Origin of the sequence: Pseudobdellovibrio sp. HCB154 (genome assembly GCF_046267985.1) — a bacterium.
Taxonomy (GTDB): domain Bacteria; phylum Bdellovibrionota; class Bdellovibrionia; order Bdellovibrionales; family Bdellovibrionaceae; genus Pseudobdellovibrio.
In genome coordinates, this window is the sequence record NZ_CP176530.1 from 959,297 (window position 1) to 976,056 (window position 16,760).

General features: G+C 40.1%; 10 protein-coding genes. 3 read left to right on the forward strand and 7 right to left on the reverse strand.

The window, feature by feature from the left end; all coding sequences use genetic code 11:
* Positions 1-41: 41 nt before the first annotated feature.
* Positions 42-1,925 carry a hypothetical protein gene (locus ACKWCF_RS04850; RefSeq protein WP_409479573.1) on the reverse strand — a complete coding sequence of 628 codons (1,884 nt, stop codon included), beginning with the start codon at positions 1,923-1,925 and terminating at the stop codon, positions 42-44.
* Between the two features lie 208 nt (positions 1,926-2,133).
* Between ACKWCF_RS04850 and ACKWCF_RS04855 the strand changes: the two genes are divergently transcribed.
* The gene (locus tag ACKWCF_RS04855) at positions 2,134-5,310 is read left to right on the forward strand and encodes a S8 family serine peptidase (protein WP_409479574.1); all 3,177 of its coding nucleotides are present in this window, start codon (positions 2,134-2,136) and stop codon (positions 5,308-5,310) included.
* Between the two features lie 269 nt (positions 5,311-5,579).
* Positions 5,580-7,211 carry a hypothetical protein gene (locus tag ACKWCF_RS04860; RefSeq protein ID WP_409479575.1) on the forward strand — a complete coding sequence of 544 codons (1,632 nt, stop codon included), beginning with the start codon at positions 5,580-5,582 and terminating at the stop codon, positions 7,209-7,211.
* Between the two features lie 57 nt (positions 7,212-7,268).
* Here the strand turns inward: ACKWCF_RS04860 and ACKWCF_RS04865 are convergent, their stop codons facing one another.
* From ACKWCF_RS04865 to ACKWCF_RS04890, 6 genes are all read right to left on the reverse strand, one after another.
* Positions 7,269-7,550: a hypothetical protein gene (locus ACKWCF_RS04865; RefSeq protein WP_409479576.1), complete on the reverse strand. Its 282-nt coding sequence runs from the start codon at positions 7,548-7,550 to the stop codon at positions 7,269-7,271.
* A 147-nt stretch (positions 7,551-7,697) separates the two neighbouring features.
* On the reverse strand, positions 7,698-10,334 hold the full coding sequence (locus ACKWCF_RS04870) for a hypothetical protein (RefSeq protein WP_409479577.1): 2,637 nt from the start codon (positions 10,332-10,334) through the stop codon (positions 7,698-7,700).
* On the reverse strand, positions 10,324-11,052 hold the full coding sequence (locus ACKWCF_RS04875; protein ID WP_409479578.1) for a hypothetical protein: 729 nt from the start codon (positions 11,050-11,052) through the stop codon (positions 10,324-10,326). Before ACKWCF_RS04875 ends, ACKWCF_RS04870 begins: the two co-directional genes overlap by 11 nt.
* Entirely contained in the window at positions 11,052-12,560 is a 1,509-nt protein-coding gene (locus ACKWCF_RS04880; protein ID WP_409479579.1) for a tetratricopeptide repeat protein, read from the reverse strand. Before ACKWCF_RS04880 ends, ACKWCF_RS04875 begins: the two co-directional genes overlap by 1 nt.
* Before the next feature lie 122 nt (positions 12,561-12,682).
* A complete protein-coding gene (locus tag ACKWCF_RS04885; protein WP_409479580.1) occupies positions 12,683-13,396 on the reverse strand; it encodes a DNA alkylation repair protein in 714 nt (237 codons plus the stop codon).
* Entirely contained in the window at positions 13,397-14,257 is an 861-nt protein-coding gene (locus ACKWCF_RS04890) for a LysR family transcriptional regulator (RefSeq protein ID WP_409479581.1), read from the reverse strand. It lies immediately after the preceding gene.
* A 160-nt stretch (positions 14,258-14,417) separates the two neighbouring features.
* Here ACKWCF_RS04890 and ACKWCF_RS04895 point away from each other — a divergent pair, with 160 nt between their 5' ends.
* Complete coding sequence (locus ACKWCF_RS04895) at positions 14,418-16,685, forward strand: aconitate hydratase (RefSeq protein WP_409479582.1); 2,268 nt, start codon at positions 14,418-14,420, stop codon at positions 16,683-16,685.
* Positions 16,686-16,760: the final 75 nt, after the last annotated feature.

Consider the following 16,760-nt stretch of genomic DNA (forward strand, 5'->3'; position numbering starts at 1 on the left):
GGTTTAACACCTGGCTTTTTTGTTTTTGATTGTTGAATCAACTATTTATCTAACGGAGCGCCAACTAAATGGCCGTTAACCACTCTGTGACCGCGATCTGGAGCGAATGTCGCTTTCGAGTTTTTATCATAGCTAATCGTCACTAACTTATCTTTTAACGGATCATAGTTAAGTTTACGATTAACCGGTACATAACAACTCATTTTAAAATCTTCGTCCATTTTGAAATGTTCAATCATTTTATTACGACGCTCTAAAAGTTTTGCTTGAGCCAGAACTGTTTCTGCTGAACTTAAACCAGAAGAAATTAAGGCACTCTTAATTTGGTCAGGAGTGAATTGGCAAAGTTTACGTAACATCCATTGAGCATCTGTAATTTTGATTCTAGAGAAAGCTTTTGCATACTCTAAGTTACCAATACCTGATAAGGAAATTCTTTGTTGTTCTTTTTCTTGTGGCCAACGGTCATCGTTTTGGTTCATATCTTCGTAAACAGAAGAGACTTCCCACTCCATGCCTTCGATTGTTGAACCTGAACGACGAGTTCCTGCAGCGTCACCTAAACCAGAACCTGCGTCGCCGAAAGTTAGGCGTAATTGTTTTTTGCCTTTGCTGTCAGGAATCGCCATTAAACGTAAGTTATCTTTACGAATATCGAAGTTACCAGTCCAAGCTGCTAAAACCATTAAACCGCGCACTTCTTTAAAATCACGGTAGTTGAAGTCATCTGGAATCCAAGGGCCAAGCTCTTCACCAACAACGGGGTCATCTTTTAAAGTTAAAGTTGAAGGTTTAAAAATAACTTGAGCAATTTGTGATTCAAAGTTTGCATCGATCATGCCGTCAGTGATGTTTTCAACGTCAACTAAAGACTTATTCACAAGACGCGATTGAGCTGTTTTTGCATCAACCAGAGATCCGTCTTTCATTTTAAAGCTGTTGATGAAATCAAACGGATTGATAAATTCTTTGCTTGTTCTTTTGTAAATCGGAATCGCAGCCAGTGTAACTTTAAAGTTCATCACCTGGCGTTCATTGAACTCTGTTAATAATCTACGATCGTAATCGACAGCTAAAGATTCATAGTAATTAATATGCGGAGTAATGTAACCTAAGGCACGGTAAACGCGAGAGTTAAAAGGGCCAGAGTATTCTTCGTTACCGAATTTCATTTTATAACCATGGTCGCCGCATTTAATATGAAAGCCTGCATGAACGCCGAAGCCACGTTTAGCTTTGTCATATTGGCAGCTGCCTTTGATTTCTTTAAAACGGTAGTCGTTTAAGAAATCAACTTTTGAAACATCTTTTTCTTGCACAAGTTCTTCACGTAAAAACTTTAAGTCAGGATCTTGTCCTTTATAATTTTCTGAAACACTTGGAGCCGATAAGAAGCGGGCTAAGTGAACCGGAAAAGCAAAAAATTCATATTTGCCTTTAACTGGTTCCATGTACATTAAATTGATAGCGCGAGTTACCTGAGCCACTTGATAAGTTGCTTCATCTCTGCTGATTTCGCCACGTCTTACACGGTTATACAATTCCAGCATATACTGAGCCGCATCTTTTAAATTGCCTTCAGTTAATTTGAATTTACTGAACGGTGCTTTAACATCCAGAGCTACAACTTGTTGTTCGATGTCTGGAGTTTTTCCGTCTTTACGGTTTTTAAACTCAACTAAGAATTGCTGAAGATCGCGCTCTAAGCCTGTGAGATCTTCATTTTTTTTAAGGTCGTATTTTCTTAAGCGAACTTCAGCTTGATTAAGCGAGCTCACATCAAAAAAGTAGGCTTCACCTAACTTAGCGCGACCGTAAGTAGAGCTTGGTTCGCGTCCTACCACCGGTTTAGCGGTACAAGCCGCGACTAAGGCGAGAACAGCCAATAAACATACAGACACCGTTGTTTTCATATATTGCTTCATATAGGCCTAAATCGGCTTATTACGAGTGTGTCTTAACTTAACAACATGAAGTTTAGCTTTAGGGCTGGCTTTTTGATCACAAATATGACATGTAATCGTTCCATAAAAGTGGACCATTTTAGGGGTTTCTAGGCTTTTGGCCAAAAAGGCTCTGAAAAATTGGTCCTGATCTTGTATATACAGTCCTGATTATTCATTTGGGGGAAAAATGAAACTGGTTACCACCGTATCTTTAACGTCTCTGCTTATTTTATCAGCTTGTACGCCAAGCCAAAACAACAATTCAAAGATGCTTCCGCTGTTACAAGACACGCAAAACATCATCAGCACGCGCGCTCAGAACCAAACGCACGTGATGGCTTTAGTTAAGCTACAAACTCCATCTTTACTTGAAACTTCAAGCAAAGAAGAAGGCGTAACGATCGTTGATAACGAACAGGCCGCTCAAATCACAAATGAACAAACTAAAGCTATCGCTGATATGAAAGCGTTAGATGCTGAAGTTCAAGTTCTGTATAAATACCGTTACGTATTAAATGCGGTTGCGGTTCTTGCTCCCATCAAGGTTTTAGAAAAACTTAAAACTGTAGGAACAATCGCTTCTTGGGAAGGTATCGGCACATTTGCTCGTCCGATCACTTTTAAAACGGATGCGTTATCGGCAGCGACTAAAACATTAACTGAAAGAAATTCGTCTAAATTTATCGGTGCTGAAAAATTAAATGAAGCGGGTCTGACTGGTAAAGGTATTAAAGTAGGTGTTCTTGATACAGGTATCGACTACACGCACTCAATGTTTAAAGGCGTTGGTACTGCTGAAGCTTACAAAGCGATTGATCCAGCTAAAGAAGCTTTAGGATTTCCAAGTGAGAAAATCCGTGGTGGTGTTGACTTAGTAGGTACTGAGTACGATTCAGCTTCTCCAGATTTCTTTCACCGCGTACCAAAGCCAGATTTAAATCCACTTGATGAAGGTGGCCACGGTACACACGTAGCAGGTACTATTGCTGGTATCGGTGATAACGTAACTTCATATAACGGTATGGCTCCAGATGCTGATCTTTATGCGATCAAAGTTTTCGGTGCTGATGGTTCAACATCTGACATGGTAGTTATCGCTGGTCTTGAGTATTCTGCCGATCCAAATGGTGATGGTGATTTACGTGATCAATTAGACATCGTGAATCTTTCATTAGGTTCAGGTTACGGTAATCCTAAAATTCTTTACGCTGAAGCGGTTAAAAATTTAGCTAAAGGTGGAACAGTATCAGTTATCTCTGCAGGTAACTCTGGTGCTAAAGACTATATCGTAGGTGCTCCGGGCACTTCGACTGAAGCTTTATCGGTAGCAGCGTCTATTGATAACGGTGATCATAACTGGCACTTCACAGCCTCTGTTGTAAAAGCGGGTGCAGAAGAAATCGCTGTTGAAACTATCGAAGCAGCTACTTCTAAAAAAGTTTCTGAATCTGACGTAACGGGTGAGTTAGTTCACATCGGTACAGCAGCGACTGAATTAACTGACGAACAAAAAGCCGCTATTAACGGTAAAGTCGCATTAATCGACCGTGGTGCGGTGACATTTAATGATAAAATAGTTCGTGCCGCAAAAGCGGGTGCGATCGGTGTTGTTGTTGCCAACAACCAAGAAGGCGCAGCTTTCACAATGGGTTCAACTGATAAAGTTGAAATTCCAGCGATCATGATCACTAAAGAAGTGGGTGCTAAACTTAAAGCCGCTCTTGCAGCTGGCCAAGGTGCATCGATCCAATTTAAAACTGATAAAACAATCGAAAAACCAGAGTTAATCGATACATTAACTGGTTTTAGTTCTAAAGGCCCTCGTTCAATCGATGGTTTCTTAAAACCAGAAATCTCTGCTCCAGGTAGCGATATTATCTCTGCTGATATGGGTAAAGGTTCTGAAGTTGTTAAACTTTCTGGTACGTCAATGGCGGCTCCTCATATGGCCGGTGTATTAGCGTTGGTTAAGCAATCTTTCAAAAATCGTGAAATCGAAGTTTCTGCTTTAGATTTAAAACATGTAGCGATGGGAACTTCTAAAACAATCGGTGATCAAGCTGGTCGTTACCCAGTGACTCGCCAAGGTTCAGGCCGTGTACAAGCTGATGTGGCTGCTTTATCTGAGTTAATCGCTGAAGAGCCATCTGTATCTTTCGGCGAAATTAACATTGAAGCAAAAAAAGTTGTTAAATCAACTCTTCACTTAAAAAATGTTGGTGCAGAAGATAAAGCGGTAAACATTGAATTTGTTGGTAATGAGTTTGTGCAGTTAAACAACGCTCAATCAGTGACTTTAAAAGCTGGTGAATCAACGGCTGTGAAATTAACTTTCACACTTGATGCAACAAAAATGAAAGATGCTTACGTTCGTGAAATGGACGGTTGGGTATTGGTTAAAGCTAATGGTGTAGAATTGTACCGCGTTCCGGTTTTAGCTGTGGCTCATAAGTTATCAGCTATTACTTCAAAAGGTTTATCTGTTTTATCTTCAGCAAATGATGCTGAAGGTTCAGCGGTTGAATTAGCTCTTAAAAATGAATCGGCAAATGCTGGTGAAGCTTTATTATTTAACTTATTAGCTAAAGACGAAAGAAAACCATTAGCAAACTCATTCATGAATGCTGATTGTGACTTACAAGCTGTAGGTTATAGAATCGTCGAAAAAGAAACTGATGCTGGTAAAGAGCAATTCGTAGAATTCGGTGTTAAGGTTTACAAACCAATGACTACTTGGAATTCATGCGACGTTTCTATCTTAGTTGATGCAGATAAAGATGGCGTTGTTGAACAAGAAATTCTTGGTGCAAACACGAAATCAATTCCAGGTGAAACGGCGGAGATCTTTGCCTCGACGTTAATTGATGCAATTAAAGCTCGTGAAATCAGAAAATCTTTTGAAGCTAAAATCGAAGCAGTTAAAAACGACGCGGCGGCTTTACAGGCTTTAAAAGACCAAGAAAAATACACTGAAGCTTTAATCGATCAAAATGATTTAACGGTTTATAACAACTCAACAGTTGTTGTGGTGCAAGCTCGTATCAGTCAGTTAAAATTAGATAGCAAAAATCAATTAAACTTCAAAGTTGTAGTTACTCACAACGAGCAAGCTTCGGTTCAAATGGATGATCATTTATCAAATGAAAAATCATTCTCTGTATCTATGGAAGCTTCTGACCAAGCGTTCTTAGGTTTAGGCGACGCACAAGTGGTTAACGCGGGTGCAAGCTCAACTGTTGAATTAACTAAAGGTCGTGGTCAACAATCACTTCTAGTGTTGTTACCACAAAATAAAGTGTCTTTCTCAGATGCTTTAAATGACTTACAAGCTTTAATTCTTAAACCAGAATTCAAAGCTCCGTAATTGTAACTAGATTACAAAAACAAAAAAGCCAGGTGATGAGCCTGGCTTTTTTATTGTCTCAAACTGGATCGGTTAACTTCTAATCATCGTCTAATTCGTTTTCTCTTTTTTATTTAGTGTAGCGATATTAAAGACATAGAGTTCATTCATAGAGTGCTCCACTTTTTTAGTAGCCATCTTTCCTGAAATTCATTCTGTAAAAGCGAATTAGCTGCATCTGTAGGATTGGCTATAGCTTTGCTTTATACAGGCTAGGGATAGGGGATAAGATGAAAACAAAACAAAAAAGAATGTTAGTCTTAGTATTAATCACTATTCCAGTGCTGTCTTTTGGCTTTCAGAACTGCGCCCGTCAACAGACGCAGTTTGAGGTAGATAAAATGGCAGCTTATCTCGATGGTGAGTTGCCGGCGAATGCAAAATTAGCTGAATTTACAACAGAAGAATCAGTTGAGTATCCATCGACACAGTTAGTATTGGTTGTTGATAATTCACATACGATGAAACAATCACAAGAGGAGTTGATTTCACGTATTGATAATTTATTAGCTTCAATGGCTAATAAAAAAGTGACTGTGCGTTTGTTGTCGACTTCAAGCTACGCTTATTCAGTGCTAGGGCGTAGTTATGGAAGTTTAAAAACAGGTAAAGAAGTTTATGTAACTGGCGAAAAAGATCTTGCAGCTAACGATACACAGGCGATTTACCGCTCTGCTTATGCGCCGAATCCGACAGCTTATGTTCTAAATCCGTTAGATGCCGTTGATGTGAGAAGTGCCACGGTAGACAAAATCAAAAAAACAGTTCGTAGTATGGGTGTAGAAGGCAGCGATAATGAGTCAGGCCTTTGCAGTGTTATTCAGTGGGCTTCAAATACGTATAAAAAATCAAACGAAGACGAAAAAGTTGTGTTCTTCGTTTTAACTGATGAAGATAATTATTCGGGCGCAAATCACTGTAATAAAGAAAAAATTAATAACTATGATTTATCATCAGCGATAGCTTATAAGCAGGTGAGCATTGTGTACCAATTTAAAGGCTTAGTGTACCGCGATGGTGCTGAGAGTACATTGGCAGAACGCACATTTCCGCCGTTATTAAAAAATATTCGTCGCACAGAGAACCCTTCTGGGTTAGTGGGAAAAGATTGTAATATCACTGAACTTAATGATGTTAAAAATATCGTGGACAGTTATCCGAATACCACAAAGTCATTGTTTGGAGTGAACTACTTTTTTAAGGACGCACAACTTTTAAGTTGTAAATACGTTGAAACTCATCAGAAATTTTACATTTCTGAAAATGAGCTTAAAGGCCTTGATTATTGTAAACAACCTTTTAGATCAGCTCCGCATATCATGAGCTACTTAGCTGGTTTAACAACAGGTGTTTCAGAAACACAGCCATGCCAGATGGAAGTTCCTACGCGAATAATTACGAGTATGGTTAGAGAATCACGTTTTTTGACTAAATCCACAAATTTATCTGAAAGCTTTCTTTCAGACATGGGTAAAACACAATTGCGCGGTAATTACTTTATGGCCGTGCTTATGAATAAACGTGGCCAAAGCTGTGAGTTAAAAAGTGGAAATTCTTTTGGAGATACTTTCGAAAAATTACAAAAATTAAATCCTGGCGTAGTTAAGACATACTCACTGTGCAAAGATGATGATGGCTATACGCAAGCTTTTGATAAAATTGCAGCTTCAGTGTCATTTGTAGAGCAGGAGTTTTCGTTAACAGTTCCAGAGGGGCTGGCTTTGCGTGACGTTGTTGTTGTACGCAGTGGCGGTCAGTCACGCGAATCACTTTCTTCAAATCAATATGTAGTTCATGAAGGTAAGCTTAAAATTAATTCGCAGCTGCGTAAAGGTGATAAAGTTATCGCGGTGATGTTTTAAAATTTTAGAGGCGGAGGGAGGCCTGCTTTAATACGGCAGACCTCGCTAGTGTGGAAATTAGTTGTTTACTTGTAAGCAAACTTTTTCTGCGCCGATAAACTCAGAAGAAGCCGCTGCGATCGCGATAACTTTTCCGTGCTTGTTGTAAACTGTGTAAGTTACAGAACCGTCGTTGTGTTTTTGGATTGTGCCAACAGCTGATTTAGAAAATTTAACGTGACATGCTTTTTGAGTCATCGCTTTTGCCCAGCCGCTTTCAGTTGGAAATGTAGGAACGTCAACAAATGCCATTGCTGGTGTAGTTGCAAGTAAAGCTAGAGAAAGAATAGTTGATTTCATTAGGAACTCCTTTTTATTTTGTGGAGTGTATCTAGCGAGAATTTTTAAATACTGTCAACGGGTCGACATGAAATCTCACTCGCAGTTTGTGGAGCGCTTTTTCAGTTTATTAAATATTTTAACAGCGGCTTAACAATAAAAAAATTATTAATCGCCACAACTTTTCAGATAAAGGTAATTGCCGGGTCCAATGTAGGCAGCGAATAAACTTCCTGTGACCATCGAGCGAACTGATGCTGCACTCCAACCACCGATGCCGAAGTTGGCGGCTGTTGCAGCGACTGGCGTCGTCTCAACGGCATTGCTGCTTGCGCCAAGTAAAGTCGGAGTTGTAAAAAACGGACTACTAGCGCTTGTCGAACTGTAATAAAGATGACCATTATTACCAGCTCCGTTGTTATAAATAACTTCTGGATAACCTTCGACGGTAAAACTTAAAGAAGCGTTTAATAATCCATCTGTAGCTGCCGCAGTTAAACCACTCACGCCGGCAGAAGATTCTATGATGCCGTTACCTAAGTTAACCCAATTAGCTGAACTTGTACAAAGGGCGAGTGCTGAAGTACATGATTTGTATCTCACTAAGTTGGTAGCACGTTCATAAAAAGCTAACGCTGGTTGTCCGCTCACGGGATTTAGTTTTACTTTTAATCCCATGCCCATAGAGCCAGAAATGATTTGCGTAGCCGTAGTCCATGAAGCTCCACCATTCACTGATTGTGTGTAACGAACAGCAGTGTTTGTGGTGTCGTGATAAGCCAGAACAATCGTACCAGAGGCATTGTAATCTGCACTTAGTTTTGAAAATTGAATTGTGCCTGTATCAAGTAAAGTATTATTCGACCAGGTTTCAGTTGTCGGATTGAAACGGGCTGCGCGGATAAAACGGGTAGCTGCACCAGAATTTGAAACAAACACAACTGGAGTTGCGACCCCTGCAGAGTATGACATAGCCAACGCGACATTATTGACAGCAGGTAGAGTGGCTACAGCCGCTGCAGCAACCGGAAATTGGTATTGCGTCCAAACTCCAGAACCATCTGTTTGAGAGTTTGTAAGTAAGAAATATCTTAAAGTGTTTGCGTCATAATACGCGATCCACGGTTGATCATTGTGATCAAAGGCAAGACTTATATTGTGCGGAGAATTTGCGGTTCCAATATCGTTCATTGTCCACGAATCACTGCTTAAATTGCCAGTGCGATATTTATATTTTAGACGGCCCGTTGTATTTGAACCGACTGAAAAATCAATGTAAGCGATGGCCGGACGGCCCACTGAAGTTGTGGCTATCGAAATGGTATTTGGTAATTGCGCTGTTAATAATTGAACTTGGCCTGTCACATCCAAAGGAACATTACCAAACACCAAAGCAGTAGCTGACGAAGGTGATGTTAAAGTTGATGAAGCACAACCGGTTGCGCCAGTAGGGCAGTGAGAATAAGCCAGCACCACATTACCCAAAGTTTGCACAGGTGTACCTGTGGCTGTGCGCCCGTAAGTTAATAAGATTTGGTCACTGTTTGTATCAACAGCTAAGCCACCGCGTGTGGCGCCAGCAGCAGCGATTGTTGTGGTCTCTACATTAGCCACGCTATTCCATGCTGTCGTGATTGTTCCTGAAGAATTAAAATATCTAATGTTGGCGGTACCTTCATTGACGACCAGATGCCATTTGTTATTTGGATCGCGCGCTAAACTACCGAAGGCATTGCTAAGTGTGGCGCCGGTTGCGATCGAGCGGCTAGTGGCGTTGAATGAAAGGGCACCAGTGGCGCAGTTACCCGTATTTTGTGTGTAGGCTCGCAGCTCATTTCCAGTGGCACGGCGGGCGACGACATTGAAAGGCAGTGATGAAGTTGTATCGATATCAAGTTTCGCTACAAACTGATTAGCTCCCGTTGCATTTGTTCCATCTGTGATGGCAGCAGTGCTCCAGTTGGCCGGAGTTAAGCAGTTACTTAAAGTCGATTGTGTACAGCGAGCGATCATTGAATTCGCAGTTCCTGGGTACACAACATAGGGATAATAGACTCCGCTTCCGGCGTTGCAAAATTTAATATCGGCCGAGTTAGATGAGTTACTGGCAGTATTAGAAATAAAATTACCGACAACTCCCATACCTGTATAATTGCTCGCGGTTTCGCAGTTTGAACTACATAAAATAACTCGTGCAGAAGTGCCGGCGGCATTGACGTAAAATACTCCGACCTTGTTGTCAGGGCTGACTGTAGCCTCAACAGCTCGTGTGGTCATCGTGGCCACATTTTCAATGGCCGTGATTGTCCAAGTGCTTGTTGTTAAATCTGCCGAAGCTCGTGAAGCCATATAAACTGCGGTGGCTCCGTTGGCCCAGAAAATCAGAGGTCTGCCATCAGATAAATAAACTAATTTTACGAAGTTGTAGGTGAGACCAGCTGAGACAATTTCTAGATTGTATTTGCTGCCATCCCAGTACAAAAATTTTAAACCTACAATGCCTGCATCATTATAGATAAATGCTGGGTAGCCGTTAGCTGGGTTAATCGCTGTATCAGAAAAAGTACCACGCACTCCGGCTGTTGCAGCGACAGAGCGTTCACCGTAGTCCAATATTTTAGTTGTTGGGTTCGTGCACATATTTGATGTGACTGTTGAACCTGAAGTTGGAGTTGGGGTTTGTGGCGTTTCAGTCACAGGCGTGGTTAAGTTGCTGACTGTTCCTGCAGAAGTGTCAAAGCAAGATTGAAGACATAGAGCCAGCAAAACAAAAGAACTATATTTTAAAACTTTTTTAGAAGTCATAGCCTGCTCCTAGTAGAAATTGAAATCTTTCATATTTTTCTTTGGCATTTAATGTACCGCGGTTTCCCTGGCCATCATATGAAGTTGAATCTACTGCGTATTCAGATTGTTGTACGATTGACCAAACATCGTTTAATAAATATTTTGCCTGATATCCTAAGTGGATATTATACGAAGTTTGATTAAATCCAGTGTTGGTTCCCAGTTCTTTTCTGATAAAAGGCAATTCTAAATCGGCAAAAAGATGAACTGAAAAATCTGACTTATGCCAAACTGAACGTTCGATAAATAAATCAAGCGCATGTGATTCTGAATTACTGAGTAAAATGTTGGGAGTAGTATCGTCAGCCTTTACTTTATAAAAACTGTAACCGCCACCCACATTATAATTTTCAGTAGACAAGATAAACTTATAGTTAAGTTTTGTCTGGCTAGTCTTAATAGCACTAGGACTCAGAGAGCTTGGAGCCGTAATGTTATGGCTTGAGTTAAGTAACGAGAAGCGGTGTTCAGCGGTGCTATCATAATTTTGGCGAGAGTAGTTAATTTGGTAAGCCTGGCCTGAAGCGATAGGCTGTTCGGCGCTGAATTGCTCACTACTTAAATTATATTTAAATAAACTAGGGCCATAATAAACTTGCAGTTTTTGAACAGCAGCGGCATGAGCCGTAGTCAACTTGAGTGCAAGTAATGATAAACATAGAAAAATATTTTTCATTAGGGCTCCCACTCTAGGTAAAGTAGGGAAGTCAGTAACTCCGTCACTTTTTTCTTTTCATTAGCCGGCAGTCTTTGAGCGGCTTCACTAAGTAGAGCGGTCAATTTTTGTGCCTGTGAGTACATCTCTAAAGGAAACTCAGTTGAAGTAAAGAGTTTGTTGGCCGCCGTAGTCATACCGCCTAAGCTCATCACCACAGTCGTGTTGAAAATGGCTTTGTAGTATAAAGGCGATGCTGGTTTTATTTTGCTCCAGTATAATTTAGCATTACTGTAGCTGCCTAAGTGATAATTAATGTTTCCCAATAAAAAATATTCCGCATCAGATTTTTTTTGAACTTTTCTATATTGCAGAAGAATTTCTGTATATTTTTTTGTTAAATACATCTGTCTGTATTTATCAGGTATTGCCGAAGGTGCCTGTGAAGAGCCTGGTTGTTTTTCTGCGTAAGTAGATGTTTCTAAATTTTTCTTTTGATATAAAGAATTTTGTAGATTCTGTGCTGTCTGAATATCAGTGGGGTTGTGGGCGTTTGCCATAAATTGACCTAAGACATCAAAGGCTTTTTGCGAAAATTTTTGTTGGTTGTAAAGGTCAAAGAGTCTATTCACGGGCTCGATTTTTTCTGGATTTTTAGCGGCCGCTAACTGGTACATTTTTTCGGCTTGCTCAAAATTTTTAATTTGTTGGTAATGACGACCGATTTCAATCAATATAAAAGGGCTCTGCTCGTAAGTAGCTAGATGTTTATTAAAATGTTCTAATTTAAATGTCGTATTAAAATCTTTGCTGACATTTAAATATCCTAAAAAGCAAGATTCCGAAACACCAACAGCTTCAAGACAGCGTTTGTAGGTTTCAGGTGTTTTTTCAAGAAGCTGTTGTTTTGTATAAAGCTCAGCCTGTAGCAGATAAGCTTGTTCATGTGGTTTAGCTTTTAAGAAATAAATATCCAGGTCTGATTTTGCCAGAGATAAATTATTCAACTTTAAATGCAATTCAGCACGCTTAAGATACAGCGCTGGATCAGCTTGTTGGTTAATCGACTTATCAAGATAAGCAAGAGCTTCATCCGGGCGGTTAAGGGCCAGCGAACAGTCTGATAATAGGGGGTAAAAATTTTCTTTGTTGTTAACATGGGGGAGTATAAACTTTGCTTTTTCGCAAGCTTCAGCCGGTTTTTGCGTCGCAAGATATTCTTTGGTAAGTTGGTAATGCAGATGAGTATTAAACGGAGCTTTTGTTATTTGAGAGTTTAAGAATGAAATGAATCTGTGTGTTAAACTGCTTGTTTGGTAAAGTTTTGAAAGTTGATTCAGAATGTAACTTTCGTTTTGAGTGTCTTTAGCCAGCAAGTGTTTTAGTTTTTGAATGGCGGCTAAGTCATTTTCTTGAGCTTGAAGATGAGAAACAGCATTGTAGTCATTGAAGTATTCATTTTTAATGAAAACTATTTCATCAGCATGCACATTAAGTGCAAACAAGATGGGTAGTAAAATTAGTTTCATGTTTTTTGCCTCCAATACTTACAAGCACTCCTCGGAGGGTAAACAAGAGTGCTAAAGTGAGACAAATCTAGATCTAGGGGAAGGTCTTGGGCAAAATTGATTGTTGATTAATAATCGGCGTTTTATTTAGTTTTAAGCAAAATTTCTTTACGATGGTCTGGGGCTAGTTTTTCAATCGCATAACGAAGCATCGTGCGCGGCATTCTTTTGCCAAAACGTTCGATAAACTTTAACAAACGCTTTTTATCTTTTTTTCCGGCTTCGCGAAGCAACCAACCCGAAGCTTTATGCATGAGATCTTCTTTTTCATTTAAGAATCTTTCTGCAAATTGAAAAGTAAGATCAAGATCGTGTTCGCGAATGAGCGCCATCGTGCCGACCATGGCAATGCGTTTATCCCAATGTACTTTTGAATTTGAAAGTTTGATTAATAAACTGTGATCTTTAATGAGGTTACAGTAGTGGCCCAAGATTTTGTAGCAAGACATGTCTACTAAATCCCAGTTATTCACAAATTTTCTGTGCTTTATATAAAAATTCACTAGCGCTTTGCGCGTTTTCAAATCTTTTGTTTTGCGGTATTTTTCAGTCAGAATATGTAAACCTAAAGCGCGGTCTTCATGAACAGGACTATGTAATAATAAAGACAAATCTTTATCACTGATGTCTAAAAATTTTAAAGCCACATGGCGGTTTGTCGGAACACTGACTCCAATAAATTCATCGCCTTCGCCGTATTCGCCGGGGCCCGTTTTGAAAAAATATTTTAAAGCTTCAACGTTTTTAGCTTTTGCTACTTTTCTTAAAGCAATTTGGGCTGGAATTAATTTTTTCATCTAAAAGATATTCTGACTTAATTCAGTTAATTGTTTGGTAAATTCTTGAATCGGGTCTTGGGTGGCAATACTTTTTCTTGAGATCAGTTTAATTTCACGCGAGATTGCCGGTGAAAACGCTGTGAACCCTTTTTTCGGAATATTTAAGTGCTGGGCTAGGCCTAGCGGAATTATGCCGTTACCGAAACCTTCTTTCACCATTTGAGAAATCGCCGCAAAAGATTCGACATAGACAAAATCAGCCGATTTAACTTTTGAATTTTTTAAAAGACGGTCTTCCATATTTCTCCAGGTGCCGGAGTTTTTTTCGATCGTGATGACTTTAGTTGTTTCGCCAGCGGCTTCTTCATCAAATTTGTTATACACAAAAACTAACGGTTCTTCGGTGATGCGGGTTGAAAATAAATTTCCCGAAGTCGCGGTTGAAAGAGAGATACATAATCCTAAGTCGTAACGGCCAAGTTTTACGTTTTCTTCTACAAGTGTTGATCTATGCACGTGTAGATCAAACTCAATATTTTTTATTTTGCGGCTGGCTTGCTTAATTAACTTTGGCCCCCAGGTGGCCGCGATCGAATCGGCGAGGGCAATCGAATAGCGCGTGATCCCATTTTCTGGTTTTAGTTGTTTTAAACTTTTAAGCTCAGTGACCAGTGGCCTTGCGCGTAGAAGAAAGTCTTGCGCCTGTTGGGTCAATTTGACTCGGCGGCCATCGGGTTCAATCAGCTTAAAACTGACCTCATTTTGCAGAGCTTGTAGGCGTTTTGTGACTGCAGATTGAGTTAAGCGTAATTGAGCAGCAGCTTCGCTGATCGTTCCGGTTCTTTCTAGGGCAATGAGGGCTTCGATACCTTCTAGCATAGGGTCTGTCCATTCGGCCTTAGGCCTATATATTCCAAATACTACTACATTATATTCCTATTATTCAATTTTTTCAAGGTAGGAATTGGCCGAGAATGAAAACGTATTGAAAACCCCATAGAAAGGAAGCTGTCGTGCCGAAGGCACGCAGGAGGAACAAATGGCTAAAATCGAAACATCACCAGAAATGGTTAAAAAAGTTTACGAAACAACACGCGCAAAAACTGAAGTTATCAGAAAACGTTTAAACCGTTCATTAACTTTAGCTGAAAAAATCATTTACGGTCACTTAGATGATCCACAAAACCAAGAAATCAACCGTGGTTCTTCTTTCTTACTTTTAAGACCAGACCGCGTAGCGATGCAAGATGCGACAGCTCAAATGGCGATCTTACAATTCATGTTAGCTGGTAAAGATGAAGCCGCTGTTCCTTCAACAGTTCACTGCGATCACTTAATCCAAGCTTATCACGGTAAAGAAGCCGACATGGCCGCTTCAAATGTAACTAACAAAGAAGTTTTTGAATTCTTAGCTACAGCAGCTTCTCGTTACAATATCGGTTTCTGGAAACCAGGCGCTGGTATCATTCACCAAGTAATCTTAGAAAACTACGCTTTCCCAGGTGGTTTAATGATCGGTACAGATTCTCACACGCCAAATGCGGGCGGTTTAGGTATGTGTGCTGTAGGTGTTGGTGGATCTGACGCTTCAGACGTCATGGTTGGTTTACCTTGGGAAGTTAAAAACCCTAAATTAATCGGCGTTCACTTAAAAGGTAAAATGAACGGTTGGACATCTGCCAAAGACGTGATCTTAAAACTTTGCGGAATGTTAACTGTAAAGGGTGGAACAGATAAAATCGTTGAATACTTCGGTGAAGGCGCTGACGCGATTTCTTGTACTGGTAAAGCGACAATCACAAACATGGGTGCTGAATTAGGTGCGACATGTTCTGTATTCCCTTACGATGCAAAAATGTCTGGTTACTTAAAAGCAACAGGCCGTGCTGAATTAGCTGCGATCGCTGATCAAAATAAAGATATCTTACGCGCTGACGATGACGTTGTAGCTAATCCTAAAAAATACTTCGATGAAGTTTACGAAATCGATTTATCATCTTTAGAGCCGCATTTAGTTGGTCCTCATACTCCAGACTTAGCTCGTCCGATTTCTAAAATCGCTGAAGAAGCTAAAGCTAACGGTTGGACTTTAAAATTATCTTCTGCACTTATCGGTTCTTGCACGAACTCTTCTTATGAAGATATCGGCCGTTCAGCGATGTTAGCTGAACAAGCTATGAAAATCGGTGTTAAGATGGCTCAACCATTCTTAGTGTCTCCGGGTTCAACACAAATCCAAAACACAATCACTCGCGATGGCCAAATGAAAACATTTGAAGCTGTTGGTGCGACAGTGTTAGCAAATGCGTGCGGTCCTTGTATCGGTCAATGGAAACGTGACGACGTTAAAGCGGGTGAGAAAAATACAATCATCACTTCTTTCAACCGTAACTTCCGTGGTCGTAATGATGCCAACATGGAAACATTAGCGTTTATCGGTTCTCCTGAAATCGTTATGGCGTTAGGTTTAGCGGGTCGTTTAGATTTCAACCCAATGACTGACGAACTAGTTGGTCCAAACGGTAAAGTGAAATTAACTCCTCCTTCAGCTCCAGAACTTCCTGAAAAAGGTTTCGTACCAGATACAGTGGGTTACCAAAAACCTGAAGGCGCTACTGCAAAAGTAACTATCGCTGATAACTCTCCACGTTTACAATTCTTACAACCATTCACAAAATGGGACGGTAAAGATTTTGTTGATCAATTATTATTAGCAAAAGCTAAAGGTAAATGTACAACAGATCATATCAGCCCGGGTGGTAAATGGTTAAACTTCCGTGGTCACTTAGATAAAATCTCTGACAACATGTTATTAGGTGCAGATAATGCGTTTTTACCTGGTGTTATCGGTAAAGGTAACAATCAGTTAGATGGTTCTCAAAAAGAATTCGCAGCAGTTGCGCGTGATTACCAAGCTCATAACAAAGGTTGGATGATCATCGGCGATGAAAACTACGGTGAGGGTTCTTCTCGTGAGCACGCAGCGATGTCTCCACGTTACTTAGGCTGTACAGCAGTTATCACTAAATCTTTTGCTCGTATCCACGAAACAAACCTTAAAAAACAAGGTGTTCTTGCTGCGACTTTCGTAAATCCAGCGGACTACGATAAAATTCAAGAAAAAGATTTATTAACTATCCGTGGCTTAAACGATTTAGCTCCAGGTAAAGACTTAGTTCTTGAAGCTAAACACGCTGATGGTTCAGTTGATAAAATTGCTATCAAGCACACTTACAACGCTGAGCAGTTAAAATGGTTTAAAGCAGGTTCTGCCTTGAATCTAATCCGTTCTGGCGGCAAAGTTTAATTAAGAGCTTTCTTAAATATTAAACTCGTAAAGGGCTCTCTAACCGAGAGCCCTTTTTTTATGGTCTGAGCCATT